The sequence below is a fragment of the Gloeomargarita sp. SRBZ-1_bins_9 genome (assembly GCA_039794565.1).
Taxonomy (GTDB): domain Bacteria; phylum Cyanobacteriota; class Cyanobacteriia; order Gloeomargaritales; family Gloeomargaritaceae; genus Gloeomargarita.
The window spans coordinates 1-25,876 of record JAUQVX010000001.1; the positions used below are offsets into that span (position 1 = coordinate 1).

The following is a 25,876-nucleotide window of genomic DNA, read 5'->3' on the forward strand; positions in this document are numbered from 1 at the left end:
GTTGGAATGAGGCTTTAGCAAAAACCCTATCCAGGAAAGTTTCCCCCTGGGTCCTGTTAAACAGGGAAAACTTTCCTGGGTTTATTCCTGTATTCCGGGGCGACCGGCAACATGACAGAAACCCCGTCGGGAAGCCGTTTTCTTGGTAGGAAGGGGTAGGGAGGATTTAACAAAATGGAAGGTTATCTCGGAGGATGGTGAGATGGTGTTCGATCGGTCCATTTTCCGCCTGGGCTACCTGTTCTAATCGGCTGGCAATGATCTTGGCCCGCTCCTGGGCGCTCCGAACATTAGCGGGGGGCACCCGGAAGAGTTCTTGACCATCCAGAACAACGGGGGCTGTTTCTTCGGCTACAGTAGGGGTGGGACTGGACGTTTGCGCCCACGTTACCGGCGCCAGGGTGATGAGCACAGCCAGAACAAAGCCCATCCCCCAACGCCAGCATCCCATGTTCTGCCCTTTGTCAACTGCTGCTATCTTTACGCCTTTGCATTATAAGCGATGCGTAACTCCCGCCTCTCCCTGGAAGGACTCCCCATTGACCTATGCGCCGATTACGTCCAGCTTTTGTACCGCCGTTTACAGCAGGGGCAAGGCACCCATGTGGTCACCCTCAATGCGGAAATGGTCATGCAGGCTCGCCGTCAACCGGCCCTCAAAACGGTCATCCAGCGGGCGGAGTTGGTCGTACCGGATGGGGTGGGCATCACCCTGTATCTCCGGTTGCGGGGGCAGGGCACTTACCACGCACCAGGGATTGATTTAGTGGGTCAAATTCTCAGCCGGCTGCAGGGGGAAGCGGTTTTTTTTCTGGGGGGAGCGCCGGGGGTGGCCGAAAAAGCCGTCCACTACTGGCAACAACGCAATCCTCAGCTCACCATCGCCGGCTATCACCACGGTTATTTCACTCCGGACGAAGAACGGGCCATTTTGGATACGTTGATCCAAAAACAACCGCGTCTGATTCTGGTGGCCATGGGGGTACCGCGCCAGGAATTGTGGATTGCCCAGCACCGGTCCTGTTGTCCCCAGGCGGTGTGGGTCGGTGTTGGCGGCAGTTTTGACATTTGGGCCGGGCTAAAAAAACGGGCGCCTCGCTGGGTGCGGCGTTTGTACCTGGAGTGGGCCTTTCGCCTGTACCAGGAGCCCTGGCGCTGGCGGCGGATGTTGGCACTGCCCCAATTCGTCTGGCAGGTGTTGTTACCGGCTTGGTGGAGCGGTTAAAGGCAGCCTGTGATGATAAACCGGGCACGTGCGCTGACGCAGTCCACGGCTGACTACCCGCAGCGGTCCTAGGCCCTCGGCATCCGCCCGGCAGACATCACCGACCACAGCGGGCGCAAACTGCCACCCAGTTGACCGTTCCCTGTCTCAAGGACGGGTGGCCGTCACTGCCGTCAACCAATCCAGCCATGGCGCCACCAACCACTGCCAGCCCACCTGCAGGCGATGTTTAAGCGTCGGTAACCGCCACAGATACACCAACCGCCGAGCAATGTAGGCCAAAGGCCCCCGCAACTGTAATCCCAACCCCGACAGGGCCGCGTCTTCCACCCCCAGCGTCAACATTTCCCCCAAATGGAAGTAGCGAAACGGCAGGAGCGAACGCCCCGTCACCAACGCCCACAAATTCCACGCCGCGTAATCCGCCTGTTGGAATGCCGCCTGGGCCGTCCGGGGTACCGCCTGTCCCTGTTCATCCACACAGGCCGCAATATCCCCTAGCGCCAACACCTGGGGATAATCTGGCAACTGCAACGTCGGACGCACCACCAGCCGGCCCTGGTCATCGTGGAGCGTGGGCAAATCGGCAATCCACCCCGGCGTGGTCACCCCGGCCGTCCAAACCACTAGGTCCACCGGCAACACATCCAACTGGTCCTTGTAATTCAACGTAATACTCTCCTCCGTCATGGCCGTAACGGTCGTGGCCAAGTTTAACCAGATGCCCCGTCTTTCCAGGGCCGCCTGGGCCGCCTCCCGGGCAAAGGGAGAAAAAGTCTTGAGAATTTCCTGTCCCCGTTCTACGAGCCGCACCCGGCCCCGGGGTCCCAACAGGTCCGCCAGCTTACAGGCTAACTCAATCCCACTCGGCCCCGCCCCGACCACCACCACCCGCACCACCCCCTCCTGGCGCAGCAACAGCCGCAGCCGTTCCCGCAACCGCTCCGCATCCGCCAAAGTCCGAAACTCCAGGGCGTGTTCCTGCAATCCGGGAATCGGCGGCTTACGGGTTTCGGCCCCCACTGCCAGCACCAGGTAATCCCCCGTGATACTTTGGCCGTTAGCCTCCACCCGTCGCTGGAGCAAATCCACCCCCTGCACCTGGACCTGGTGGAACCGCACCGGCGTATCCGCCAGCAACTCCTCGTAGGGGGGCGCTACCTCCCAGCTTTGCATCTCCCCCGTCACCACCTCGTACAACAGGGGCGAAAACAGGAAATGCCGTTCATTGCTGAGCAAAACAATCTCCGGGCGCGTGCCGTCCGTCCAAGGAAACTGACACAGGTTCAGCGCCGTGTACAACCCACCGAACCCGCCCCCAACGATGACAATGCGACCGGCAGTCATGCCCCCGCCTGCTGACAAACCAAGGCTATCCTAGCATTCCTAGCCCAGCACCGCCAGCACGTAAATCAGCCCAAACAAAATCACCCAAATCCCATCCACAAAATGCCAGTAAATCTCCGCCAGCACCGGGCCGGTATGTTTTTGCGCCGTGTAATGCCCCGGGACATAAGACCGCCCGATCACCCCCAAAATCAACAGGATGCCCACCAGCACATGCAACCCGTGAAACCCCGTCATCACGTAAAAACAATTGGCAAAAACATTGGTGGTCAACCCATACCCCAGGTTGAGATATTCATACACCTGCCCCGCCAGGAAAATGGCCCCCATCAGCGCCGTCAGCCCGTACCACCGCCGCAAACCCGCCACATCCCCTTTTTTAATCGCCACATCCCCATAGTGGATCACCGCGCTACTCGACAGCAGAATTAGGGTGTTAATGGCGGGTACGAGTAACTCCACCTCCGTATCTTCCGGGGGCCAGGCCGGGTACTCCGACCGGAAGATCAAAAACACCGCAAATAATGCCCCAAACATCAAAGATTCCGACACCAGGAAAACCAACAACCCCATGACCCGCAAATCCGGGTGTTCGTCGTGGGCAGGCAATGCCGTTGGTGTCATCGGTGCAGTCGTCATCGCTTATCCCTCCTAAACTTCTGCCCGTTGCTTGCCGTAGTCATAGGGACCGTGGGTCAACACCGGCAACTGGTGCCAATTTTCGATCAAAGGCGGCGAATCCGTCGTCCACTCCAAAGTCAAAGCCTGCCAGGGATTGCCACCCGCTTTGGGTCCCCAGCGCCAGCTCCAAATGACGTTGATCAAAAAAGGCACCACCGAGAACGCCAAGATAAACGCCCCAATTGTGCAGATTTGGTTCAGGGTCGTGAACTGGGGATCATACATCGCCACCCGACGCGGCATCCCTTGCGTCCCCAGCACGTGCATCGGCAAAAAGGTGATATTGGCCCCGATCAACGTCAAAACAAAATGAATTTTCCCCAGGGTTTCATTCAGCATCCGGCCCGTCATTTTCGGGAACCAGTGGTAAATCCCCGCATACAGACCAAAAACCGACCCCCCAAAGAGCACGTAGTGGAAATGAGCCACCACATAGTACGTATCGTGGACATGGACATCCACCGGCGCCGTCCCCAGCGTCACCCCGCTCAAGCCACCAACAACAAACATAATTAATAAGCCGATGGCAAACAACATGGCGCTGGTGTAGCGAATCTTGCCCCCCCACAGCGTCGCCGTCCAACTAAAGATTTTCACGCCCGTCGGCACCGCCACAATCAGGGTTGAGATGGTGAAAAACATACGCATCCAGGGCGGCGTCCCGCTGGTGAACATGTGGTGCACCCAGACAAACAACCCCACAAAACAAATCACCATGCTGGAACTCAAAATCGCCCGGTAACCAAAGATCGGCTTGCGGGCATGGACCGGGATCACCTCCGACATGATCCCAAAAATGGGCAAGATCATCAGGTACACCGCTGGGTGGGAATAAAACCAGAACAGGTGCTGGTAAATAATCACATTCCCGCCCGCATCCGGCTTGTAAAACGACGTGCCGAAATTAATATCAAACAGCAACAGAATCAGACCGATTGCCAAAACTGGTGTAGAGAGCAACGTCAAAATAGAGGTTGCCAGCATGGCCCAGCAAAACAGGGGCATTTTATCCCAGGGCATGCTCGGCACCCGCAGCTTGGCCATCGTCACGATGAAATTGACCGCCCCCAGAATAGACGACGTTCCCGCCAGCACGATACTCAAGCACCACATGGACTGGGCCATCGGCGCGGTGATCAAACTCAAGGGGGGATAGGCCGTCCACCCCGCCTGCGCACCCCCAAACAGAAAACTTCCCAGTAGCAACAACCCCGCCGGGGGCAACAGCCAAAACGCCAACGCATTCAAGCGGGGAAACGCCATATCCCGCGCTCCGATCATCAAGGGCACCAAATAGTTGCCGAAGCCCCCAATCGCTGCCGGCACAATCCAGCCAAAAATCATAATCGTGCCGTGGTTGGTCAGCAGGGCGTTATACAAATTGGGGTCAATCACATCGGGGTCAGGGGTATAAAGTTCCGTGCGCATCACCACCGCCATCAGTCCCCCGATGAGATAAAACACAAAGGAAAACACCAGGTACTGGATGCCGATGACCTTGTGGTCGGTGTTGAACGTGAAGTAGTGATACCACCTCCAGGCCTTGGGATGGTTCTCCGGAACCACCGACATATCGTGCGAGATAGGAATTTGCGCTTGGGCCATGGTCTCCCCCCTTGTCACATAAACTACTGATGATCGGTGTTGACCGCCACCGTTGAAGCCATATCAGGATTTTGGGCAGCCAGATTTTCCGCCAGCCATTTTTCGTAATCCTCCTGGGTATGGACATGCACCCGCGTACGCATCGCCCCGTGATAGGCTCCACACAATTCCGCACAAACGACCGGGTAATCCCCTACCTTGGTGGCCGTAAACCGCAAGACCGTATCTTGGCCGGGGATGGCATCCTGCTTCAGACGAAACTGGGGCACCCAAAAGGAATGAATCACATCCGCCGATTTGATGTTGAGCTGCACCGTTTTATGCACCGGGATATGCAATTCACCCGACACGATGCCCTCGGGATAGTTAAAAATCCAGGCATACTGCATGCCCGTCACCGTGACCGTCACATCCGGTTCGCCACTGCCGCCAAAACCGTACTTCGGCCTTGAGGATTCCCCCTCATCGCTGACCAGGTGGGCAGTGGCAGAGTGTTGATGCCCCATCAGCAGATGATTCCCGCCACCGCCGCCCACGGCAAAACCGCCCATTTCCGTAAACACCTGCACGCTGTACACCCCCAGGACGATAACGATCACCGCCGGGATCAGCGTCCAGTAGGCCTCCAGAGCAAAATCCCCCTCTATCGGCACCCCATCCCCCTCCTCCCCTGGCCGCCGCCGGAATTGCACCGCAAAAATGAGAATGGTACCGGCCACCAGAAGAAACAGGGCCGTGGCAATCATCAACATCAGCTTGAAAAAGTCATCCACCAGGGGTGCCTGCGCAGACGCCTGCTCGGGGAAAAGGGACACGTGATTCCCCACCCAGATCGCCACCAGCGTGACCAGGACCCCGACCGTCAGCGTCCAAATCGCCGTCGGTATCCGTTGCATGGTTCAGGCCCCCACCTTGACCTCAGCACTACCGGTTGTAGCACGGTTATTTTCGCCTGCCGGAGAAATCTCCAGGTATTTTTAAGATTGTGGGTCTTACCCCGGGGATTCACGGCAACTTGAGGCCTATGACCCTCTAATCGGCAGCCCCTGCGTAGGTTCTGACAAGTATTTTTCCATCGGGATGACAGGATTTGAACCTGCGACCCTCTGCTCCCAAAGCAGATGCGCTACCAAACTGCGCTACATCCCGCTGCTCTCAATCTTAACCTAAGGATGCTTGAGATTTGGTAAAGTTCGGGTTGAAATGGGGAAATCCCTTTTAGGATGCAAATAACGCTAGGAGGAACGGGGATGGCCACAGTCGCAGCAACCCTGATTGACAGTATCCGGGCCTGGGAAATCCTGGATTCGCGGGGGCGGCCCACGCTGGCGGTGCAGGTCAATCTGGCGGATGGGGATGTGGGGGTGGCGATGGTCCCCAGTGGCGCCTCCACCGGAACCTTCGAGGCCCACGAACTCCGGGATGGGGACCCGCAGCGCTACGGGGGAGCCGGTGTGCTCAAGGCGGTCGCCAATGTGATGGAGGTCATCGAACCGGAACTCCTGGACATGGACGCCCTGGACCAGCAGGCCATTGACCAAACCCTCATTGACCTGGATGGGACGCCCAACAAGAGCCACTTGGGGGCCAATGCCATCCTCGGGGTTTCCTTAGCCGTGGCCAAAGCCGCCGCTAACGCCCTAGGGTTGCCCCTGTACCGCTATCTGGGGGGTCCCCTGAGCCACGTCCTGCCGGTGCCCCTGATGAATGTGCTCAACGGCGGCGCCCATGCCGATAACAATGTGGACATCCAGGAGTTCATGATTGTGCCGGTGGGAGCGCCCACTTTCCGGGAAGCCCTGCGCTGGGGAGCAGAAGTCTTTGCCACCCTGAAAAAAGTCCTCAAGGAGAAGAAACTCAGCACCGGCGTAGGCGATGAAGGGGGCTTTGCGCCGCATTTAGGTTCCAACCGGGAAGCCCTGGAACTCCTGGTGCAAGCCATCGAGCGGGCAGGGTACCAACCGGGAGAGCAAATCGCCCTGGCCCTGGATGTAGCCGCCAGCGAGTTTTTCCAAAACGGTCAGTACACCTACGATGGTCAACCCCATAGCCCCCAAGACCTCATGAATTACCTGGCCGAGTTGGTGCAGGACTATCCCATCGTTTCCGTGGAAGATGGCCTGGCGGAGGAGGACTGGGAACATTGGCAAATCCACACCCAGCAATTGGGGAACCGGGTGCAACTGGTGGGCGATGACTTGTTTGTGACTAATCCCACCCGCCTGCAGAAGGGGATTGACCTGGGGGTAGCTAACGCCATTCTCATCAAACTGAACCAGATCGGCACGGTGACCGAAACCCTGCACACGATGAACCTGGCCATCCGTCACGGTTACCGCTGTGTGGTTAGTCACCGGTCGGGTGAAACGGAAGACACCACCATCGCTGACCTGGCGGTAGCCACCAACGCCGGGCAGATCAAAACCGGTTCTTTGTGCCGCAGCGAACGGGTGGCCAAATACAATCGGCTCCTGGAAATCGAAGAGGAGTTGGGCAACCAGGCTGCCTATGCTCCCCGCGTTGGCCTCGGCCCCCAAGCCCGCCGTTAGCGAAAGCCCACCGCCGCCTGCCAGACAAACGCCAGGAGTAAAAACAGCACCGGGATAATCGGCAGGACATCCACGATGGGGTCAAAAATAGCGTAAGCCTCGGGTAGTTTGGCCAGCACTAGGGTCCATTCCATAAGCAACAGCCATCAGGTTCTCTTCATAGATTACCACCTGGAGGCTAGGCGCGGATCGAACCATCGGGCATCTTAGCGCCGCTCAGGTCCACCCCCGCCAGAATCGCCCGTCCCAGGTTGGCCTTGGTTAAATCCGCCCCGCTTAAATCCGCCCCGCTCAGGTTAGCCTGGGCAAGATTGGCGCCGCTAAGGTTGGCCCCCTCCAAACAGGCGCCGCTCAAATTGGCCTGGCTGAGGTTGGCCCCCGACAAATCCGCCCCCTGTAAACAAGCCCCCACAAAAATGGCATTGTTCAAAATGGCGCCGCTAATGGTCTCCCGCCGGAGGTTGGCACTGGCGTTTAACACAATCCCCCGCAGGTCAGCCCGGATGAGCACCACCCGCGTCATACAGGCTCGGGTGAGATTGGCTTCGGTGAGATTGGCGCCGCTGAGATTGGCTTCGCTGAGGAGCACCCGCGTCATACTGGCCTGGGTCAACTGGGCATCGCGCAAGTTACAACCGCTGAAATCGGCGCCGCTGAAATCCGCCCCCTGGAGATGGATCCCCCGCAAATTGGCGCTGCGCAGATTCACCCGGCTGAGGTTACAACCATCCAAAACCGGCCCGTTTAACGTAGCCTCGCTCAGGTCTGCCCCACTCAGATTGGCCCCGCTCAAGTTCGCCCAACTCAAATCAGCCCCACTTAGGTTGGCCCCGCTCAAATTGGCTTCCCGTAAATCCGCCTGGATGAGCTTGACCTTGAGGCAGTTGCTGAGACTCAAATTGGCCCCCCGGAAACAGGCCCCGCTGGCATTGCTCCACACCAAATCACACCCTTGCAGATTAATCCCGCTCAGGTCCATGTGGATTAAGACCGCTTCACTCAAGTTGAGCCGCCCGAAGTCCCGTTTACCCTGTTGGTAATGGCGCAACAGTTCCTCCGGCTCCATCAACCCCACCTCTAGCAGGCTAGCCCACTTCCATCACCCTAGCAGATTCGAAAACCGATAGCAGTGCGCCCCACCACCAAGTGGGATTACGGATTTGTGTCGCATTACGTATTTATTCACAAAATTTATAAAAAATGTTTCTTGTAGGAATTGTACTAAATTATGCATTACATCAATTCCAGTAATTTTTGGTTATAAAGCTATTTCCAGCCAAGCAATGATTAAAGCTTTTTGAGAAGTCCCGGTGATTGTAGGGGGGTTGCGGAGACGGTTTTTACGGAGATTGCGGGAGGTTGCGGTGGTGGCGAATAAATTTCTTTCGTTAAATTAAAACTACTTGCTAAATGATGTGATTCGGTAACGATTTTACGGATTCCACACAAGGAACGGTGGGGCGATGGCACAGGAACAACTACTCAAGGCACTTTTGGCGACCAAGCGGGAACAGGGCACGGGGTGTTGGGTTCTCCAGTTGGGGTCGGCGGTTTGGCAGTTTTATGTGTTTATGGGGCGATTGGTCTATGCAACAGGGGGTGTGCATCCGGTACGGCGCTGGCGACGGTTGTGGCCCCAGTACTGCCAGGAGATGCCGATGTCTCAGCTGCCAGCGGACCCGTGGCCGTGGGACTATGGGATGGTCGTCCAGGCGGTGGCAGCGGGGGCGATGACCAAGGAGCAGGCGCAAGCCTATGTGCAGGCCTGGTCCCAGGCGACATTGTTGGAGTGTTTGACCACCTGGGAGGGGCAGCCGGGGGAGGTGCAGTTGACCTGGCAGGCCGGACCAACCCTACCCCAGCGCTGGATGTTGGTGCAGGTGGATTACTGGTGGGAGGAGGTACAGCCCCAGTGGCGGCGGTGGCAGGCTGCGGGGGGTATTCGCTGGGAGCAGGCACCGGTGATTGACCGGCGGGGCCAACTGAAAAATCTGGTCTCTCCGGCGGCCTATCAGTATCTCACCCAGGTGTTGGATGGCCGTTCCACGTTCTGGGAGATTGCCCAGCGGGTGGGACGACCGGTGGAACAGGTGGCGGCGTCGTTGCGTTCTTTGATCCAGGATGGGGTAGTGATTCTCAAGGACGTGCCGGATTGGCCGCCGCCGGTGGTGCACGTAATCAAACCAGAACCGCAGCGCCCCTTGATTGCCTGTATTGACGACAGTCCGCTGGTGGCCCAGGCCCTACGCCATATCCTGGAACCCTTGGGTTACGAGGTCTGGGGGGTAACCGACCCGCTGCGTTCATTGTCCCAGTTGCTCCAGCGGCGGCCTGTGTTGATTTTTTTGGACTTGGTGATGCCGCAAACCAACGGCTACGAGGTCTGTAGCGTCCTGCGCAAGTCGGCGGCGTTTCAGCAGACGCCCATCGTCATCCTCACGGGGCAAGGGACGGTGATCGACCGGGTGCGGGCCAAACTCTGTGGTGCCAATGATTTCCTGGCCAAACCGCCGGCAGCGGAGCGGGTGGTGGAGGTGGTTCAACATCTGCTACGTCAGCCCCAGGAACCCGCCATGGCTGTTGCTAGTTAGCGCCACAGTCGGTTTTCCAAATCCCGCACTTGCCGTTCCAGGCGGTCAATCCGGCCCCGTAGCTCATCCACTTCGCTTTGGTGGGCCAGGCCCAACTCCCGGAGAATATCGCGCGTTTGCCGCCGCAGCCGGGTTTCCCAGTCCGGGCCTTGGGTCACTCGCCCCACCAATTCGTTGATCAAGGCAGTGGCCTGGTCAGGACGCAAACGCCCGCTTTGGACCCATTCGTCGCTGACTTCCCGCACCTTGTCCATCACCAGGGCCGTGGCGCCAATTCCCAAAAGCAGCAATTGCCGTAGCAGATTGTCCTGTTCCATAATTGGGGATGACGGTACGTCTCCTATTCTGACAGATGGGTTGGCGTCAGGGGATAGGGGTGCTATTGCTCCTGGGCTGGTTGGGGGGGAGCGGTCTGGCCCTGGCCCAGGAACCCCTGTGGTTGGAACTGGTGCTCAGTCAGCGGCAACTTTATGTCTGGCGGGGACGGCAACTGGTGCGGCGCTATCCGGTGGCGGTGGGCAAGCCGGGTTGGGAAACACCCCAGGGCAACTTTGTGGTGCAAACCAAGGTGAAAGACCCGGTCTGGCAAAGTTTTACGGATAACCGCCTCATCCCCGCCGGTCACCCGAAAAATCCCCTTGGGCGTCACTGGATTGGTTTTTGGAGCGATGGGGTGGATGCGATTGGGTTTCACGGCACCCCCTACCCGGAAACGATTGGCAAAGCCGTCAGCCACGGTTGCGTGCGTCTGCATCCCCACCACATCGCCGAACTGTTTGAGTGGGTGGACATCGGTACGCCGGTGCGGGTTAGACGTTGACCGGCAACCGTTGATAAACCTGGTGCACCACCTGGGCTATCCGTTCGACGCCCCGTTCGATCTCGGCCACCGTCGCCGTGAGGCTGATGCGCACACACTGGCGGGTGTGGGGCCATTCCTCCCGTAAGCCGGGGAAAAAGGTGTGTCCGGGCACCACAATGACCCCCGCCTGTTTCAGGAGCTGATACAGTTCCCAGTCGCTGATGGGCAAATCCCGCAGCCATAACCAGGCGAATACCCCCCCCTCCCCCCGGTGCAAAAACCACGGCAAATCAGGGGGCAACTCCGCCCGCAACCCCGCCGCCAGGACCGCAAACTTGTGCTGGTAGTGGGGCCGGATCACTGTTTCTGCAAGATGGGCCAGTTGACCGGAACGGATCGCCTGGGCGGCCAAGGCCTGACCGTAGCGCGAGGCATGAATACAGGCATTGGTGAGAAATCCCTCCAACACCCGCAGGACGCCCTCATCGCCGATGGCAATCCCCACCCGCTCCCCCGGTAACCCTGCCTTGGAAAGACTGATGCAGTGGACGATATTGGGGCCAAACACTGGTGTCATGGGGGTGAAATTCAAGGCAGGGTAGGGCGCAGCGTAGGCGGAATCCACAAATACCGGTACCTCCCACCGGGCCGCCAGGGCCGCTATCTGCCGCACTTCCCCTTCTGACAACACATTGCCGGTGGGATTGCAGGGGCGGGAAAAAATCACACAGCCGGTGCGCCCATCAAACTGGAGCTGCTCAAAGTCGGGGCGGTACTTGAATTCGTGGGCCTGTTCATCCACCTCCAGCGCCGGTCGCACCGCCCGCAGGGATTCTGGCACCAGACAAATCCCTCCATACCCAGTGTAGTCAGGACTCAAGGGCAAAACGATTTCCCGCCCCGCTCCCCCAAAGGCATTGGCAGCAAAAAAATACAGGGCTTGGCTACCCGGCGTCACCAGCACATTGCGGGGGGTCAAGTTTAGGCCATAGCGCTGGTTGAAATCGGCCACCACCGCCTCAATCAAAGGTTGATACCCCTGGCTGGCCCCATACCGGCAAACCACTTCGCCATAGTCCGGGCTGGCCAGCAGGTTCTGGGTACAGTCGCGCCATAGTTGCTCCACTTCCGGCAGGATCACCGGGTTGCCCGCGCTGAGATTGATCAAATCCTCCCCCGCCCGGGCCTGCAAGGTTTCCACGATGTCTTTCATAATGGCCCGTACCCCAGTTAGCCGGGTCATGGTGGCGCCAAAATCGCTCAGTCGCGGGTTGATCATGGAGCTAAAACACCAGCCAACAGGCTCAAATAATGCCTATTTTAGCGGGGGAAGGGCCTATCTGCGCCCTAGTTAGAGCTAACCATGATCACCCAGGTACCCACCGGTCGCGGCAGGGGAATATCCCCCGGACTCAACACCCGCAGGTTGAAGAAAAACATACCGATATTGCGGGGGTTGCGCACGTTGGAGAGGATGATTTCCACCGGGGTATCCGCCGGCACCGGTTCGGCCATGGCGATCCGCAGCTCACGGTTTTCCCGGTCCCAGACCACTTCGCCGATGCGGAACTTTTGTTGGGTTCGGCTGCGCAGCACCTCCACGGCCTTGGTATCAAACTCACCCCGGAAGTTCTCGGGATAGCTGATGTGGTATTCGGAGATGGCGATCCGCTGGCGGGGCACTTGCAGGTAGTAGCGGTCCCAATCACCGATCCGGCCCGAATCGGCGCTGTAACGCAATTCCTTCTTGGGGCCTCCCCAGAGGGTCCAGCCGGAACCCTGCGCCCGCCCTACTGCCGGCATCAGCAGGACGCTCCCCACCGCTATACTCGCCAAGAACCACCGTTGCCACATGGTCACTTTCCCCTAAGCAGTGCTAGTTCCCTTGATCCTAACACCCCCCTTTGGAGTTCCCGGCGGCCCTCCCTGTCTGCAACCGCTTTTCGAGAATGCTCCTGAATATGGGGCGCTGGCGGTTAGACTAGACAGAGAGATGCTATCTTGCCCCTAGGGTCTCCGGTGAGTTACTGTTTTAATCCGGCCTGTAGCCGTCCCCAAAATCCCGAAGGCGCCTTGACCTGTAGCAACTGCGGGGCCAGCTTGGTCTTGGTGCACCAGGGGCGACAATACCGGATGAAGAAATGTCTGGGGTGTGGGGGCTTTGGGGCAACGTTTTTGGGGGTGGAGGAGAGTTTGCCAGGGCGTCCCTTATGCGTGGTCAAGCAACTGCGCCCGCCGGTGGAAAACCCTAATGACCCCATCTACCAAATGGCCAAGGAGCTATTTGAGCGGGAAGCAGAAATTCTGGGGCGTTTGGGCAATCATCCCCAGTTGGCCAGCCTGCGGGATTACTTTACTGCTCCCCCTTACTTTTACATGGTGCAGGAGTTTGTGGATGGGCCGACGCTACAGGCGGAGGTGCGGGAAAAGGGTCCCTATGAAGAAGGGGCGGTAAAACAATTTCTGCGGCAAATCCTACCGGTGTTGCAGTATATCCACCAGCAGGGGGTGATCCATCGGGACATTAAACCGGCCAATATCATCCGGCGCCGGACCGACGGGGTACTGGTGTTGATTGATTTCGGTGCTGTCAAACAGGTCGGGCAAATTCCCACGGATGCTGATAACGAATTGACCCAGTTTGCGATTGGTACCGCAGGTTATGCTCCCCCTGAGCAATTGGCCATGCGCCCGGTGTATGCCAGTGACATCTACGCCTTAGGGGGGACTTGTCTTTATCTGTTGACTGGCAAATCACCGAAGGAGCTGGAAACGGACCCCCAGACGGGGGAAATTCGCTGGCGTCAGTATGTGCGGGTGAGCGATAGCTTTGCCCAGGTGCTGGACCGGATGCTGGCGGTATCCCTGAAACAGCGCTATGCCACGGCGGGGGCCGTCCTGCGGGCCTTGGACCTGGAGCCCTACTACGACAGTTTGGTCAAAGGCCGACGCGCAGCACCAGAAACGGAGACGCCCCCACCCCCACCGGCGGAGGACGGTTTAGACAGTCGCATCAGTCGTCTGGCGGCAGCCATTCGCGCCCGGAAGGCCCGCGCCCTGCAGGCGGAAGCTGGGGAGTCGGACGGCAGCAAGCTTAGCCCAGTGCGGTTGAGGGAAGCCCTGCGCCAAGGGAGAAAGGACTTTGCTGGCGCTGATTTCCGGGAGTACGATTTGCAGGGCCAGGTGATGGTGGGCTGCATTTTGACTGAGGCCGTCTTGACGAGAGCCAATTTGCGGGAGTGCATCCTGGAGGAGGCCAATTTGAGCCGGGCCAATCTCCAGGGGGCCAATTTGCAACGGGCGAACCTGCACAAGGCCTACCTGAGCTTTGCCAATTTACAGGGGGCGGATTTGCGCCATGCCGATTTGACGGAGGCTTACCTGCGTAACGCTAATTTGCGGGATGCCAATCTCTGCGGGGCGAATTTAGAGGGTGCTCTGGTGTCAGCAGAGCAGTTGGCGGTGGCCCGCACCAACTGGGCGACGAAACTGCCAGTGGGGATGCGCCGAGGCACCTGGTGGCGACTCTAGTCGGATTGTCAGGGGGGAAACGAAAGGGCTATGGTGGAAGGCGGTTGGTGTGAGGACAGACATGCCTGGAAAACCCTTGCGCTGGTGGCTGGGGAGTTTGCTGGTTGTGGGCATCAGTGGGGGTGCTTGGGGGGCAGAAACCCATGAGCCGCTCTTGCCAGGCCAGGTACCAGGGCTGCCAGATCTGCCGCCGGTGACACCGGTGCCCCCCAACTCGCCGGGCGCGCAGGACTTGCGTAACTTGCCCCCCTTATTAGCCCCCTTACTGCCGGAGGCCAACCCCCTGACGACGCCTACCCAGCCGGCAGAGTTAGAGGTGAAGATCACCCGGTCGTTGACCTTGCAGCAGGCCTTGGAGTTGGCGGCCCGCACCAACCGGGATTTACAAGCGGCTCGCGCCCAGATTGAGGCCGCCCGCGCCGGATTACGCCAAGCCCAGGCCGCCCTATTTCCCACTATCACCTTTCAATCCAATTTCCAGCGCAGTGAATCGGCCCAAGCGGAGATTGCCGACCGGGCGACCCAACAACGGGCCCAGGGTTTATTGCGTCCTGGCCGGAGTGATGGGCCTTCGACCGTTTGGGACGGTACTTTGCGCCTGACCTATAGCCTTTATGCCGGGGGACAACGGGGCGCCCGAATTCAGCAGGCTCAAGAGCAGTTGCGTCAGGCGGTGCTCAATGGGGTGCAGGTGGCCCAGGAGGTGCAACTGGCGGTGACCAACGCCTACTACGACCTGCAAAATGCCGATGCCCAGGTGGCCATTGCCCAGTCGGCGGTGCGCAATGCGGAGGTGAGCCTACGGGATGCCCAGGCGCAGTTGCGGGCGGGGGTAGGCACCCAATTTGCCGTCCTACAGGCGGAGGTGCAGTTGGCCAATGCTCGGCAACAGTTGGTCAACGCCCAGCGGGACCAGGCCGTGGCCCAGCGCCGGCTGGTGCAGCTGTTGAGCTTGGGGGAGCAGGTCAATGTCACCGCTGCCGACCCGATTGAAGTGGCCGGGACATGGCAGCTTTCTCGGGAAGAGAGCATCCTGCGGGGGTGGCAGCAGCGCCCGGAACTGCTCATTCCCCTGTCCCAGCGGCGATTCCAACAGGCGCAGCGGGAAATTGCCCTGTCTGCAATTCGCCCCAGCATTGCCCTGTTTGCCCAGACAGATTTCCTGCGGTTTTTTGAAAGCCCTACCGGCCTAGACCGGGGGGGGTTCGGTCAGGGCTACGCCTTCGGGGTGCAGTTGAGCGTTACTTTGTTTGACGGGGGGGCAGCCCTGGCGGGAGCGCGCCAAGCGGAAGCCAACATTGCCGTCGCCGACATTAACTACGCCAATGTGCGCAACCAGGTGCGGTTTCAGGTGGAGCAAGCCCTAAACGACCTGCGGGCCAACGAAGCCAATATCAAAACGGCGGCCCTGGCGCTGGAGCAGGCCAACGAGAGCTTGCGGCTGGCGCGGTTACGCTTCCAGGCGGGGGTGGGCACCCAGACGGATGTGATCAACCAGGAAAACGCCCTCACCCAGGCGCAAGGGAATCTGGTCAACGCGGTGCTGGGCTACAACCGGGCCTTGGCGGCCTTGAAGCGGGCGGTGGGGGAACCCCCTTTTAGTTTTGGGCACTGAGCCAAGCCTGAAACATCAGCACCGGCCACAGCAGGGCTTGCCAGTTGGCCCGGCCCGCCAGATGTTCCTGCCAGGTGCGTCGAATGGCCGCCACATCCCAATACCCCTGTTGCTGCAGTCGCTGGGGGTGCAAAAACGTCTCCGCCCAATCCCGCAGGGGTGGCTGGCGCAACCATTCCCCCAACGGTAAAGCGAACCCCTGTTTGGGGCGTGCCAACAGGGCCGGGGGGACATGGCGATAGAGCACCTGCCGCAGTATCCATTTGGTTTGCCCCCCCCGCACCTTGTAGTGCACCGGCAACCGCCAGGCCAGGGCCACCACCTGGGGGTCAAGATAGGGCGCCCGGGATTCCAGCCCCACCGCCATCGTCGCCCGGTCCACCTTCACCAAAATGTCATCGGGTAACTCCATCAGTGCATCCGCCAGCATCACCAGCGGCACCACTCCCCAACAAGCGGGCAATTGGGTTGCCAACTGCTCAAAAACCGTCGTTGGTTCGGTATCGGCGAGTGGTACCAGGGGCGGCGACAACCAGCGGGCCATCAAATGCCGATACAGCAGGGTGGGATGGCACTCCCGAAGGACTGCTGCCAAACGAGCTAGATTATCTGCCGGCGAGTAGTAGGGCGTCGTGAAATAGCGATCCAACCAGCGAGCCGGCAGGCGTGTGAGCACCCAGGCCAGTTGCTGCCGAACGCCCCCTGGTATGGCGGATAAAGCGCGCCAGATACGCCGGGCATACACATACTGCCGGTAGCCCCCAAACAGTTCATCGCCCCCATCCCCTGACAAACTCACCGTCACCGACCGGCGCGTCAACTCCGCCACCAGAAACGTAGGAATTTGGGAATTATCGGCCAGGGGTTCGTCGTAAATCTGGGGGAGTTTGGGAATCACGGCCATCGCCAGCGCCGGTGTGGCCATCAGTTCCGTGTGCGCCGTGCCCAGGTACTGCGCCACCCGTTTGGCCCAGGGAGCTTCGTTGTAGGCCGCTTCTGTAAACCCAATCGCAAACGTCTTGACCGGCTGGGGGGACTGCTTTTGCATCAGGGCCACGACCAACGATGAATCGATCCCCCCTGACAAAAAAGCCCCCAAGGGCACATCGGCTACCATCTGTTCCGCCACCACCTGCATTAACAGGTTCTCCAACACCTGCACCGTTTCCTGGGGGGGCAACCGCCACGGTTCTCCAGAAGTGGCCACCGCCAGCAAAGACCAGTAGGGTTGGGGTTGACAGGATTGACCGGGGTTGGGGATACGCAACCAAGTCCCCGGCGGCAATTTGTAAATGCCCTGGTAGATGCTGTGGGGGGCAGGGATGTAGCCATAGCGCAAAAGCAAATCCAACGCCTGCCGGTTAATGGCACCGGACCACCCCGGCGTACCGCGCAATGCCTTGAGTTCTGACGCAAACCCAAACCCCCAAGCCGTCCAGCCGTAATACAGGGGTTTTTCCCCCATCCGGTCCCGCGCCAGATACAGGCATTGCTCCTGGGGGCGCCACCAGGCCAGGGCAAACATCCCCCGGCAACGGGACAAACAGGTTGCCAGACCCCAATGCTCTAGCCCCACTAGCAGCACCTCCGTATCCGTCCGGCTGCGGAAGCGGTACCCTTGGGCGAGCAATTCCTGCCGTAGTTCGCCGTGGTTGTAGATTTCCCCGTTCAACACCAGCACCGACCCGGTAGGAGAGACCATCGGCTGGGTCCCCTGGGGCGAGCGGTCCAAAATGGCCAAACGCCGGTGCCCCAGCCCTACCCCTGTGCTCTCATCCACCCAAACCCCTTCCCCATCCGGTCCCCGGTGCGCCAGGGTAGCTATCATGCGCCGCACCACAGCTTCCAGACGTTCGCCCCCATCCCGGTACCATATCCCCGCGATGCCACACATTTAGGTCTCGTCCCGCACGTACACCAACCGCCAGCCCTCATAGACCGCCACCACCCGATAGGGCCGCCGGGGTTGCAGTTCCCGTCCCGGTTGCACCCAGGCCCAACTACCGGGGGGCAGGGCCGCCGCCTCGGGATACCACCGCCCTGGATAAGGCGTGTAAATACTCAGCAAAATTTGAGCTTCGTCCCCTCGGCCTTGGCGGACAAAATGCACCGTCTCTTGAGCCAAGACAGCGGCCAGCGGTTCCTGCTGCAAAAACGCCTTCACCTCCGGGCGATAGTTCCCCACCAGCCCCAGGCCCCCTAGCAACGTCAAGGTCAACCAGGGACCGGCCACCATCAACCCCAGCCAAACCCGCAGCCCCGGCCAGACCCGCCGCCAACGATAGCGCAGCAGCCAGCACAAGGGCAACAGCCCCCAACTGACCCCCAGCACCAACGCCGGCCAACGGTAGGGGGCCACCTCCGGCGCCTGTTCCACCAATCGGGGATACAGCACCGTGGTCAACAGCACCAGCGCCCCCCCCAGCACCCCTAGTCCGTAGGCCCAGGTGCGCGCCACCCAGCGGCTTTTGGCCACACCGGCGAACATCCACCCTAAGCGCACCAGCCCCAACCCCGCCCACAGGGCCAGCCAGGGCAACGCCAGCAATCCGTAATGGGGCAACCGGGTCGCCACCACACTCAACCCCCCCAGCACCACCAGCGGATACCCCAGCAGCAGACTCCGCCGCGCCGTCGGCAGCACCGGCAACCCCACCAACCCCAGCAACGGCCAAGGAAACCCCTGCACCGGCACATTCCACAGGTAATACAGGGGTCCGTTGCCCTGGCGCGTCCGCACTAAAGCCCGTCCCACGAAGCCCAGCAGCGCCTGTAGGGGTTGCCAGCCGTCCTTGACCATGACCAGCCCCAGCCAGACCAGCATAGGCAGCATGCCCAGTCCCACCCCACCCCAGAACCAGGGGTTAGGCCAATGGCCATGGCGCTTGCGTTCCCACCATAAATAGGGCAGCAGAGCCAGCAGGGGAATCAACCCCATCACACTGCGCAGGAGCAAACCCAATCCCAAACACACCCCCGCCCCCAACCGCCAGCCCTGGCTCCCCCGGGAGACTTCTTCCGCCCGCAGCAGCGCCCACACCCCCACCACCCCCAGCATCACCGTCAGAACATCTGGAGTCGCCTGCCGACTGTAGGCAAACCACAGGAAATGGAGATTCAACAGCAACGCTCCCCACCAGGCCGCCGCCGGGGCCACCAGCCGTTTCCCCAGGTCATAGAGCACCAGCGTAGTCACCAGACCCGCCAGCCGGGATGGCAGCCGCGCCGCCGTCTCACTCAACCCCCCTACCTGAAACACCCCCGCCAGCAGCCAATAGAACCCCGGCGGTTTATGGTAATGGACGGTTTCCCAGGAGCGGGGCACCAGCCAATCCCCCGAGCGCAGCATCTCCCGTGCCCGCCAGACATACAGCCCCTCGTCGTAGGGCAAAAAACTTTGCACCGGCCCCTGCCCAAACAGCAACGGCAGCACCAACAGCAGCAACGTCACATAGGGCAGCCAAACACGCCAGCGCACAGGGGCCTTAGGGATAAAAACTCAACTGCGGCAATCCCAACGTCTCCGGCCAACCCCGGGAGATATTCAGACATTGTACCGCCTGGCCCGCCTGACCCTTGAGCAGGTTGTCAATGGTGCTCATCACCACCACCCGGTCCGTATGGGAATCCAGCTCCAGACCGATATAACACATATTCGTCCCAGTTGCCCATTTAGTTTGGGGATAGACCCCCGGCGGCAGCACCCGCACCCAGGGTTTCCCCCGATAAAACGCCTGATAGATCATCAACAAATCCTCCGTCGTCAGACCCGGGTCGCGCATCTGGGCATAGACCGTCGCCAGAATTCCCCGCACCATTGGCACCAAATGGGGCGTGAATTGCACCTTGACCGGTTGCCCCGCCAGCTCCGTACACACCTGTTCAATCTCTGGGCGATGGCGATGGCGAGCCACCCCGTAGGCCGCTACCGACTGGTCCGCCTCCGCCAGCAGCAAGTGGGTTTTGGCCTGCCGCCCGCCCCCCGACGTCCCCGACTTGGCATCAATCACAATACTGTCCCACACCACCAACCCCTGGCGTAACAGGGGCGCCAACGCCAGTAAGCTTGCCGTGGGATAGCACCCCGGACAGCCCACCAACCGCGCATCCACCAACGCCTCCCGATACAGTTCCGGCAGACCGTACACCGCCTGGGCCGCCACCTCCTTATCCTGGCGCTCTATCCCATACCAGGTCTGGTAGGTCTGCAAATCCCGGAAGCGATAATCCGCCGACAGGTCAAAAACCTGACACCCCGCCGCCAACAAATCCGGCACCAGTTTGGGGGCCACCCCATTGGGCAAAGACAGGAACACCACCTCCGCCCGGCGGGCAATGGTAGCCGCATCCACCGGTTCCACTAACCGTTGCAGGCGATGGCCCAGGTGGGGGTAGATCTCGGCGTAATCTTGTCCCGCGCTAGTGTCCCCCCCCAAATACACCAACTCCACGTAGGGATGTTCCAGTAGCAGGCGCACCAGTTGCACCCCGCCGTAGCCCGAGGCCCCCACCACCGCCGCCCGCAGCTTGGCCGTCTCCGTCACCAGTGGTCCTCTCCCCTCCCCCTGCCGTTAGCCTAGCACGCCATCCGGCTTTTTTTACAGAATCAATAGCCAGTCGCTGGCCTCGCTCGGACGGGTGGGTTTACCGGTGCTCCCGACCACAAACGGCCCCCAGTAACGGCGCGACCCATCCAGGCTAAAAGCCACCAGAATATCCCCCACCTGCAGCACCAGAGGTCCCTCCGGCAAGCTCAGGAGCAATCCATCCCGTTCCCCTTCCCCCGGCGCAAAATCCCAATGCACCGGCTCCTGGTACCCCCCACCCGGTTTACGGGCCAACAACACCAACCGCAGGGGTTGTTTCGTGCGATTACTCACCCGCAGTCCCCGCCCCGACTGACTGCCCAGCAAAGTCGGCCGTGCCTGTCCCCGCGCCGCCGCTGCCAGCCCCCCTAACACCAGCCCCAGGGCCAACCCCCGTCGTTTCATGACCTCACCTCCTGGACCGCCAAGACCACCGCCAACTTATCCGCCAACGCCGCAATCCAGGTCTCCTCCTGGCGCGTGTAACAGCGGGGCCGGTTGCTACCGAGAATCAACACTCCCTGTCGCCCAATCGGCTGCACCACCACCGCCTGGGTATTGGGGGGCAAATAATCAAACTCCACCCGGCCCGGATAGAGCTTCAGGTCCACCAGATAGACCGGTTGGTGCCGGGCCAACACCCGCTGCAGAATCAATCCCGGCTGCACCTGGGCGTTCGGCCCCAGAATCCCCCGCCGCAGGTACGTCTGCCCCTCGTAATACACCACCACCGTTTTGGTGGGTGTGGTCGTCAGCAAGGTATGGGACAGCCAGGCCAATTCCCGTTGGATCGCCGGCGGCAAGTCCGGTTTCATTTCCAGTCCCACCACCCCCACCAGTTCCACCGCCTCCGCCGGTCGCGGTTGGATGTGCTGCCAGAGTAAACCCGTGAGTATCAAAACGGCGCTCAAGAGAATCCCCAGGGCATCGGCGCGGGTTTGACTGGGCGTGGGCCAGGCCGTGAGCGCCCGATTCACCAGCAGGGCCACCCCCCCCAAACTCCCCACCACCAGTGGCAACCAACGCCAATCCCCCATGGACCTGCTATCGCTGTCCTGTCGGCAAATGCTTAGTCAACTGTAAACGCTGGCGCCGGTCACACCACTCCACCCGGTCAAAAACCTGGTACAGGATATATAGGCCCCGGCCTGACTCCCAGGACCATTCCGGCCCCTCCGGCAAACAGGTGCAGTCGGTCGGGCAGCCCGGCCCCTGGTCCTCGATCACCCAGCACCAGCCATCCGTGCGCCCCTCATAATGCACCCGAATCATTTTGTGGGGGTCCAGGTTATTGCCGTGTTTGGCCGCATTCACCAGCGCCTCCTGCAACCCCAACCGTACCAAAGGCGACAGTTCCGGCGGCACATCCGCCAGCAGCAACTCCAACACCGGACTGAGATACAACGTGGACGGAAAACTCAGGGTCAGTTGCCGCGGGCGCACAGGGATTGGGTCCCATAACAACAGGGTGCTATGCTTAGCTTAGCATTCCGGCGGCTGGGTGCTATGCTTAGCTGTAAATGGGGTTTCCGTCTATGACCACCAGTCAATTCATTGGCTCCCCTTCCCTGTTGAGTGTGGACCTGGGACGCACCGCCATCAAAACCTGTATCAGCAGCGACCCAAACGAAGTCTTAGTTATTCCCGCTAACATTGCCAAACTCACTCCTGCTCAGGTGCGCCAGGGCCGGTTTGAAGGGGGCGACCCCCTGCGGGACATGTGGGTGGAATACCAGGGCCGCGCCTATGCCATCGGACACCTAGCTGCCGATTTTGGGGCCGGTTTAGGGGTGGGGCAGTCCAAGGTGGAGGACGCCCTGGTGAAAACCTTTGCCTGTATAGGCCATTTCGAGCTAACCGGGGACCTGGCCATTTCTTTGGGGTTGCCCTATCTATCCCAGGAGCAGTTCGACACGGAAAAACGCCAGTTGGTGGCCCAGTTGCAGGCGCCCCATGCCCTCTCCTACCGGGGACGCAATTTCACCGTCAATGTGGTAAAGGTTTGGGTCATGCCCGAGGGCTATGGCAGTTTGGTCTGGTGCCACAAGATTGAAAAAGAAATGCTGGAAAAGGAAAAAGCGGCCGGCAAAAAAACCGATGACAAATCCCTGGTCAACCTGCACGTGGCCGTGATTGACATCGGTCACCAGACCACCGACATGCTCAAGGTGGATAAGTTTCACTTCGCCCGGGGCACCTCCCGCAGCGAGCAGTTCGGCATGAGCCAGTTTTACGAGCAACTGGCTGCCCAGATCAAAGGGGCCGACAGCGAGGATTTGACCCTGATCGAGGCGGTCCATCGTCCTCCAGGACAGCGCTTCTATCGCCCGCGCGGGGAAAAACCCATTGACCTAGACGACATCCTGCCCCGCATCCGCGCCAACTTCGCTCGGGAACTCTGGGAACGGATTCGCCAGTGGCTGCCCAGCCAGGTGACCGACGTGATCATCACCGGCGGCGGCGGCGAATTTTTCTGGCCGGATTTGGAACCCCTGCTGCGGGAATTTGGTTTGACGCCCCACCTGGCCCAACCCACCCGCACGGCCAACGCTTTGGGACAATATATCTATGGGCAGGTGCAATTGAGTAAAGATAAAGGGGCGTAGGGTTGAGTAAACGGGTGAGCCGCTCGATTACCTTTTACCCGACCCCGGAGGACAACGAACTCCTGGAGGAACTGGACCGCCGGGCCGCAGCACAGCAAATCGCTTTTAGCGAGCTATGTAAGTTGGCCTTGCGGCAATTTGTCCAGGGACATCCCTACAGCGTCACCTTCGGCCCCGGGGAAAAGGCCCTGCAGGACCGGTTGGAGACGGAACTGGCGGCCCTGGGTATTACTTTCAGTGAGTGGGTCAAGCGCCAACTGGCTCAACCTGCCGACCTGGAACACCGTCTCCGGCGCCTAGAGCAAGCGGTGGCCGAATTGCAACAGCGTCCCTTGCCCCTCACCCAGGCGGACATCGAAGCCCTGATCCGGCAGCATGTGACCCGCACCCCCCAACCCAACCAACCCCCGCCACCCCCGCCTCCGGCGACTCCTGACCCCTTGATCGCTGAACTGGGTGCCCTGCTGGGGGATGATTTTTAACCTAAACTTAACCCAGACTTAACTATTTAGTGGGGTTGCGGGTTCTTATACTAGGAACAAGTTGTGTAGGGTTGGATCGAATCGGCGCACGCTTGTTGCAAGGAGCCAGCGATGGGAGCACAGATTGGGACGCCTGATGAAGATATTGTTCTCCATGCCAAGGTGGATGCCTTTTACTACGGTTCGTTCATGGCGCTTCGCAACATTGATTTACCGATTAAGCGTAACCGCATTACCGCCTTCATCGGACCATCGGGCTGCGGCAAGAGCACGTTGTTGCGCTGTTTCAACCGGTTGAATGATTTTATTAAAGGTACGCGTCTGGAGGGGCAGATTCTCTTCCACGGCAAAAACATTTATGACCCATCGGTGGACCCGGTGGCCCTGCGGCGGCGCATTGGCATGGTGTTCCAAAAGCCCAACCCCTTTGCCAAGAGTATTTACGAAAACATTGCCTTCGGGCCGCGCATCAACGGTTACAAGGGGGATATGGATGAACTGGTGGAGCGGTCCTTGCGGCAGGCGGCCCTGTGGGATGAGGTGAAGGATAAATTAAAGAAACCGGGGACGGCCCTGTCGGGGGGTCAGCAGCAGCGGTTGTGTATTGCCCGGGCGGTGGCGGTGCAGCCGGAGGTGATTTTGATGGACGAACCCTGCTCGGCCCTAGACCCCATTTCCACCCGGCGGATTGAGGACCTGATGCAGGAGCTACGGGACCTGTACACGATTGTGATCGTGACCCACAATATGCAGCAGGCGTCACGGGTGTCGGACTACACGGCCTTCTTTAACGTGGAAATGAAGGAGGGCAGCCGCACAGGGCAGTTGGTGGAATACGATGTGACGGCCAAAATCTTCCAGCAACCCAGCCAAGAAGCCACCCAGGCCTACGTCGGCGGTCGCTTCGGTTAAGGGGCTACAATAGAGCCATGGTTGAGGCAAGGTAGGGCATGGTCACGGCGACAGCGCCGGTGGTGGATGAGTTATGTATTGGCGGTAAATGTTTCCGGTCGCGCCTATTTACGGGTACGGGACGCTACCGCAATCTTGCCGAGATGCAGGCCAGTATTGCCGCCAGTGGCTGTGAGATGGTGACGGTGGCGGTGCGACGGGTACAGGACCAGGCGCCGGGGCATATCGGGCTGGTGGAGGCCTTGGACTGGGGGCGGTTGTGGCTGTTGCCCAATACGGCGGGGTGTCGCACGGCGGAGGAGGCGGTCCGGGTGGCGCGTTTAGGGCGAGAAATGGCCAAAGTGTTGGGGCAGGAGGACAACAATTTTGTCAAGTTGGAGGTGATCCCGGACCCCAAGTACCTGTTGCCGGACCCCATTGGCACCCTGCGGGCGGCGGAACAACTGGTCAAGGAGGGATTTACGGTGTTGCCCTACATCAACGCCGACCCGGTGCTGGCCCGCCAGTTGGAGGAAGTGGGTTGCGCCACGGTGATGCCGTTGGGGTCGCCGATCGGTTCGGGGCAGGGGCTGCGCAACGCCAGCAATATCGCTATTATTATCGAGCAGGCCCGGGTGCCGGTGGTTATTGATGCGGGCATTGGCACCCCCAGCGAAGCGGCCCAGGCCATGGAAATGGGCGCCCAAGCGGTTCTCATCAACACGGCGATTGCCCAGGCCCAGGACCCCCCCCGGATGGCCGCTGCCATGCGCTTGGCGGTGGAGGCAGGACGGTTGGCCTTTTTAGCCGGGCGCATCCCGATCCAACCCCATGCCATCCCTAGCTCGCCCTTGACCCAGCGGGTGCAGTAGTTATCCACTTGGTTCCAAAAGCAGCGGTTGAGTAACTGGGTATCCCGCAAGTTCACTGGCCGGTGTAGATCTATCCCCCAGGACGCGCTCGAGACCAAATGAAAATTCAGACGGCCCCGTGGCTGAGCTAGGAAGGCTGGCATGGCGCAAGGACGGAGATCCTATGCTACTAAGCAGGTCCAAAGTTGATGCCCTCTACATCCGTTTTCTGGAAACTACTGTCACTATCAGCACTCAACAGCGCGATTCCTATACGGATTCATCCGGTGGGCCACCCCAACTCTCCTCCCACAGCACCGGCAGGGCAGTCAGTCCCCAAAAACATCTGCCGGGACTGGGCTAAAACCGCCTACAAGCTGAACCGGCATGGCTTGCCAACGGACCTTGCGTTTTAGTCGAAGTCTTGGCAGCAGGGGCAGAGCTGGTGGACGGATTCGAACCCTCGACCGCTCGCTTACAAGGCGAGTGCTCTACCGCTGAGCTACACCAGCAC

26 protein-coding genes and 2 tRNA genes are annotated in these 25,876 nt (G+C 60.0%); 10 read left to right on the forward strand and 18 right to left on the reverse strand.

Features of this window, described 5'->3' with window-relative positions; all coding sequences use genetic code 11:
- Positions 1-166: 166 nt before the first annotated feature.
- Complete coding sequence (locus Q6L55_00005; protein ID MEN9257099.1) at positions 167-430, reverse strand: hypothetical protein; 264 nt, start codon at positions 428-430, stop codon at positions 167-169.
- Positions 431-502: 72 nt separating this feature from the next.
- Here Q6L55_00005 and Q6L55_00010 point away from each other — a divergent pair, with 72 nt between their 5' ends.
- A complete protein-coding gene (locus tag Q6L55_00010) occupies positions 503-1,225 on the forward strand; it encodes a WecB/TagA/CpsF family glycosyltransferase (GenBank protein ID MEN9257100.1) in 723 nt (240 codons plus the stop codon).
- A 147-nt stretch (positions 1,226-1,372) separates the two neighbouring features.
- On the opposite strand, the gene Q6L55_00015 is transcribed toward Q6L55_00010, so the two are convergent.
- The 5 genes from Q6L55_00015 to Q6L55_00035 all read right to left on the reverse strand — a co-directional run bounded on the left by Q6L55_00015 (position 1,373) and on the right by Q6L55_00035 (position 6,007).
- Positions 1,373-2,572 carry an NAD(P)/FAD-dependent oxidoreductase gene (locus tag Q6L55_00015; GenBank protein MEN9257101.1) on the reverse strand — a complete coding sequence of 400 codons (1,200 nt, stop codon included), beginning with the start codon at positions 2,570-2,572 and terminating at the stop codon, positions 1,373-1,375.
- 39 nt (positions 2,573-2,611) lie between these two features.
- Positions 2,612-3,211 (reverse strand): heme-copper oxidase subunit III, encoded by a 600-nt coding sequence (locus Q6L55_00020; protein ID MEN9257102.1) that lies wholly within the window; start codon positions 3,209-3,211, stop codon positions 2,612-2,614.
- A gap of 12 nt (positions 3,212-3,223) precedes the next feature.
- Entirely contained in the window at positions 3,224-4,858 is a 1,635-nt protein-coding gene (gene ctaD / locus Q6L55_00025) for a cytochrome c oxidase subunit I (GenBank protein MEN9257103.1), read from the reverse strand.
- Between the two features lie 23 nt (positions 4,859-4,881).
- Positions 4,882-5,754, reverse strand: a complete 873-nt coding sequence (locus tag Q6L55_00030) for a cytochrome c oxidase subunit II (protein ID MEN9257104.1) — start codon at positions 5,752-5,754, stop codon at positions 4,882-4,884.
- Positions 5,755-5,933: 179 nt separating this feature from the next.
- Positions 5,934-6,007, reverse strand: a tRNA-Pro gene (locus Q6L55_00035).
- Positions 6,008-6,108: 101 nt separating this feature from the next.
- Here Q6L55_00035 and eno point away from each other — a divergent pair.
- Positions 6,109-7,407, forward strand: a complete 1,299-nt coding sequence (eno, locus tag Q6L55_00040; protein MEN9257105.1) for a phosphopyruvate hydratase — start codon at positions 6,109-6,111, stop codon at positions 7,405-7,407.
- Here the strand turns inward: eno and Q6L55_00045 are convergent.
- Positions 7,404-7,541: a photosystem II reaction center protein K gene (locus Q6L55_00045; GenBank protein MEN9257106.1), complete on the reverse strand. Its 138-nt coding sequence runs from the start codon at positions 7,539-7,541 to the stop codon at positions 7,404-7,406. The two genes, eno and Q6L55_00045, sit on opposite strands and share 4 nt — an antisense overlap.
- Positions 7,542-7,585: 44 nt before the next feature.
- Positions 7,586-8,473, reverse strand: a complete 888-nt coding sequence (locus Q6L55_00050; protein MEN9257107.1) for a pentapeptide repeat-containing protein — start codon at positions 8,471-8,473, stop codon at positions 7,586-7,588.
- Positions 8,474-8,870: 397 nt separating this feature from the next.
- On the opposite strand from Q6L55_00050, the gene Q6L55_00055 reads away from it, so the two are divergent.
- Positions 8,871-9,998 (forward strand): response regulator, encoded by a 1,128-nt coding sequence (locus tag Q6L55_00055; GenBank protein ID MEN9257108.1) that lies wholly within the window; start codon positions 8,871-8,873, stop codon positions 9,996-9,998.
- Here the strand turns inward: Q6L55_00055 and Q6L55_00060 are convergent.
- On the reverse strand, positions 9,995-10,315 hold the full coding sequence (locus Q6L55_00060) for a phasin family protein (protein ID MEN9257109.1): 321 nt from the start codon (positions 10,313-10,315) through the stop codon (positions 9,995-9,997). The two genes, Q6L55_00055 and Q6L55_00060, sit on opposite strands and share 4 nt — an antisense overlap.
- Before the next feature lie 35 nt (positions 10,316-10,350).
- Here Q6L55_00060 and Q6L55_00065 point away from each other — a divergent pair, with 35 nt between their 5' ends.
- A complete protein-coding gene (locus Q6L55_00065) occupies positions 10,351-10,818 on the forward strand; it encodes a L,D-transpeptidase (protein MEN9257110.1) in 468 nt (155 codons plus the stop codon).
- Here Q6L55_00065 and Q6L55_00070 read toward each other — a convergent pair.
- Both Q6L55_00070 and Q6L55_00075 read right to left on the reverse strand, forming a co-directional pair.
- Entirely contained in the window at positions 10,808-12,079 is a 1,272-nt protein-coding gene (locus Q6L55_00070; GenBank protein ID MEN9257111.1) for a valine--pyruvate transaminase, read from the reverse strand. The two genes, Q6L55_00065 and Q6L55_00070, sit on opposite strands and share 11 nt — an antisense overlap.
- A gap of 68 nt (positions 12,080-12,147) precedes the next feature.
- Positions 12,148-12,654, reverse strand: coding sequence for a DUF2808 domain-containing protein (locus tag Q6L55_00075; GenBank protein MEN9257112.1), 507 nt, complete (start codon positions 12,652-12,654; stop codon positions 12,148-12,150).
- 165 nt (positions 12,655-12,819) lie between these two features.
- Between Q6L55_00075 and Q6L55_00080 the strand changes: the two genes are divergently transcribed.
- Together Q6L55_00080 and Q6L55_00085 are read left to right on the forward strand one after the other, a co-directional pair.
- The gene (locus tag Q6L55_00080; GenBank protein ID MEN9257113.1) at positions 12,820-14,331 is read left to right on the forward strand and encodes a serine/threonine-protein kinase; all 1,512 of its coding nucleotides are present in this window, start codon (positions 12,820-12,822) and stop codon (positions 14,329-14,331) included.
- A gap of 61 nt (positions 14,332-14,392) precedes the next feature.
- On the forward strand, positions 14,393-15,946 hold the full coding sequence (locus Q6L55_00085) for a TolC family protein (GenBank protein ID MEN9257114.1): 1,554 nt from the start codon (positions 14,393-14,395) through the stop codon (positions 15,944-15,946).
- On the opposite strand, the gene asnB is transcribed toward Q6L55_00085, so the two are convergent.
- The 6 genes from asnB to Q6L55_00115 are packed head-to-tail and all read right to left on the reverse strand — an operon-like array spanning position 15,930 to position 21,975.
- Positions 15,930-17,840, reverse strand: coding sequence for an asparagine synthase (glutamine-hydrolyzing) (gene asnB, locus Q6L55_00090; protein ID MEN9257115.1), 1,911 nt, complete (start codon positions 17,838-17,840; stop codon positions 15,930-15,932). The genes Q6L55_00085 and asnB overlap by 17 nt on opposite strands.
- Positions 17,841-19,424, reverse strand: a complete 1,584-nt coding sequence (locus Q6L55_00095; protein MEN9257116.1) for a glycosyltransferase family 39 protein — start codon at positions 19,422-19,424, stop codon at positions 17,841-17,843.
- Positions 19,425-19,431: 7 nt separating this feature from the next.
- The gene (gene argC, locus Q6L55_00100; GenBank protein MEN9257117.1) at positions 19,432-20,490 is read right to left on the reverse strand and encodes an N-acetyl-gamma-glutamyl-phosphate reductase; all 1,059 of its coding nucleotides are present in this window, start codon (positions 20,488-20,490) and stop codon (positions 19,432-19,434) included.
- Between the two features lie 54 nt (positions 20,491-20,544).
- Positions 20,545-20,937, reverse strand: coding sequence for a hypothetical protein (locus Q6L55_00105; protein MEN9257118.1), 393 nt, complete (start codon positions 20,935-20,937; stop codon positions 20,545-20,547).
- On the reverse strand, positions 20,934-21,569 hold the full coding sequence (locus Q6L55_00110; GenBank protein MEN9257119.1) for a cofactor assembly of complex C subunit B: 636 nt from the start codon (positions 21,567-21,569) through the stop codon (positions 20,934-20,936). Before Q6L55_00110 ends, Q6L55_00105 begins: the two co-directional genes overlap by 4 nt.
- Positions 21,570-21,576: 7 nt before the next feature.
- Entirely contained in the window at positions 21,577-21,975 is a 399-nt protein-coding gene (locus Q6L55_00115; protein ID MEN9257120.1) for an ATP-binding protein, read from the reverse strand.
- Between the two features lie 92 nt (positions 21,976-22,067).
- On the opposite strand from Q6L55_00115, the gene Q6L55_00120 reads away from it, so the two are divergent.
- The 4 genes from Q6L55_00120 to Q6L55_00135 all read left to right on the forward strand — a co-directional run bounded on the left by Q6L55_00120 (position 22,068) and on the right by Q6L55_00135 (position 25,383).
- Positions 22,068-23,138, forward strand: coding sequence for a ParM/StbA family protein (locus Q6L55_00120; protein MEN9257121.1), 1,071 nt, complete (start codon positions 22,068-22,070; stop codon positions 23,136-23,138).
- A 2-nt stretch (positions 23,139-23,140) separates the two neighbouring features.
- Positions 23,141-23,620, forward strand: a complete 480-nt coding sequence (locus tag Q6L55_00125; protein MEN9257122.1) for a hypothetical protein — start codon at positions 23,141-23,143, stop codon at positions 23,618-23,620.
- 111 nt (positions 23,621-23,731) lie between these two features.
- Entirely contained in the window at positions 23,732-24,532 is an 801-nt protein-coding gene (pstB, locus tag Q6L55_00130) for a phosphate ABC transporter ATP-binding protein PstB (protein MEN9257123.1), read from the forward strand.
- 38 nt (positions 24,533-24,570) lie between these two features.
- Complete coding sequence (locus tag Q6L55_00135) at positions 24,571-25,383, forward strand: thiazole synthase (GenBank protein ID MEN9257124.1); 813 nt, start codon at positions 24,571-24,573, stop codon at positions 25,381-25,383.
- A 419-nt stretch (positions 25,384-25,802) separates the two neighbouring features.
- On the opposite strand, the gene Q6L55_00140 is transcribed toward Q6L55_00135, so the two are convergent.
- Positions 25,803-25,874, reverse strand: a tRNA-Thr gene (locus Q6L55_00140).
- Between the last annotated feature and the right edge of the window lie 2 nt (positions 25,875-25,876).

Bases quoted from the DNA above. Each gene is read 5' to 3' on its own strand.
- Q6L55_00075 (MEN9257112.1), bottom strand. From the start codon at position 12,654: ATGTGGCAACGGTGGTTCTTGGCGAGTATAGCGGTGGGGAGCGTCCTG.
- Q6L55_00030 (MEN9257104.1), bottom strand. From the start codon at position 5,754: ATGCAACGGATACCGACGGCGATTTGGACGCTGACGGTCGGGGTCCTG.
- Q6L55_00055 (MEN9257108.1), top strand. From the start codon at position 8,871: ATGGCACAGGAACAACTACTCAAGGCACTTTTGGCGACCAAGCGGGAA.
- Q6L55_00015 (MEN9257101.1), bottom strand. From the start codon at position 2,572: ATGACTGCCGGTCGCATTGTCATCGTTGGGGGCGGGTTCGGTGGGTTG.
- Q6L55_00060 (MEN9257109.1), bottom strand. From the start codon at position 10,315: ATGGAACAGGACAATCTGCTACGGCAATTGCTGCTTTTGGGAATTGGC.
- Q6L55_00005 (MEN9257099.1), bottom strand. From the start codon at position 430: ATGGGCTTTGTTCTGGCTGTGCTCATCACCCTGGCGCCGGTAACGTGG.
- pstB (MEN9257123.1), top strand. From the start codon at position 23,732: ATGGGAGCACAGATTGGGACGCCTGATGAAGATATTGTTCTCCATGCC.
- Q6L55_00105 (MEN9257118.1), bottom strand. From the start codon at position 20,937: ATGAAACGACGGGGGTTGGCCCTGGGGCTGGTGTTAGGGGGGCTGGCA.
- Q6L55_00050 (MEN9257107.1), bottom strand. From the start codon at position 8,473: ATGGAGCCGGAGGAACTGTTGCGCCATTACCAACAGGGTAAACGGGAC.
- eno (MEN9257105.1), top strand. From the start codon at position 6,109: ATGGCCACAGTCGCAGCAACCCTGATTGACAGTATCCGGGCCTGGGAA.
- ctaD (MEN9257103.1), bottom strand. From the start codon at position 4,858: ATGGCCCAAGCGCAAATTCCTATCTCGCACGATATGTCGGTGGTTCCG.
- Q6L55_00085 (MEN9257114.1), top strand. From the start codon at position 14,393: ATGCCTGGAAAACCCTTGCGCTGGTGGCTGGGGAGTTTGCTGGTTGTG.
- Q6L55_00110 (MEN9257119.1), bottom strand. From the start codon at position 21,569: ATGGGGGATTGGCGTTGGTTGCCACTGGTGGTGGGGAGTTTGGGGGGG.
- Q6L55_00045 (MEN9257106.1), bottom strand. From the start codon at position 7,541: ATGGAATGGACCCTAGTGCTGGCCAAACTACCCGAGGCTTACGCTATT.
- Q6L55_00135 (MEN9257124.1), top strand. From the start codon at position 24,571: ATGGTCACGGCGACAGCGCCGGTGGTGGATGAGTTATGTATTGGCGGT.
- Q6L55_00070 (MEN9257111.1), bottom strand. From the start codon at position 12,079: ATGATCAACCCGCGACTGAGCGATTTTGGCGCCACCATGACCCGGCTA.
- Q6L55_00020 (MEN9257102.1), bottom strand. From the start codon at position 3,211: ATGACGACTGCACCGATGACACCAACGGCATTGCCTGCCCACGACGAA.
- Q6L55_00120 (MEN9257121.1), top strand. From the start codon at position 22,068: ATGACCACCAGTCAATTCATTGGCTCCCCTTCCCTGTTGAGTGTGGAC.
- Q6L55_00065 (MEN9257110.1), top strand. From the start codon at position 10,351: ATGGGTTGGCGTCAGGGGATAGGGGTGCTATTGCTCCTGGGCTGGTTG.
- asnB (MEN9257115.1), bottom strand. From the start codon at position 17,840: ATGTGTGGCATCGCGGGGATATGGTACCGGGATGGGGGCGAACGTCTG.
- Q6L55_00010 (MEN9257100.1), top strand. From the start codon at position 503: ATGCGTAACTCCCGCCTCTCCCTGGAAGGACTCCCCATTGACCTATGC.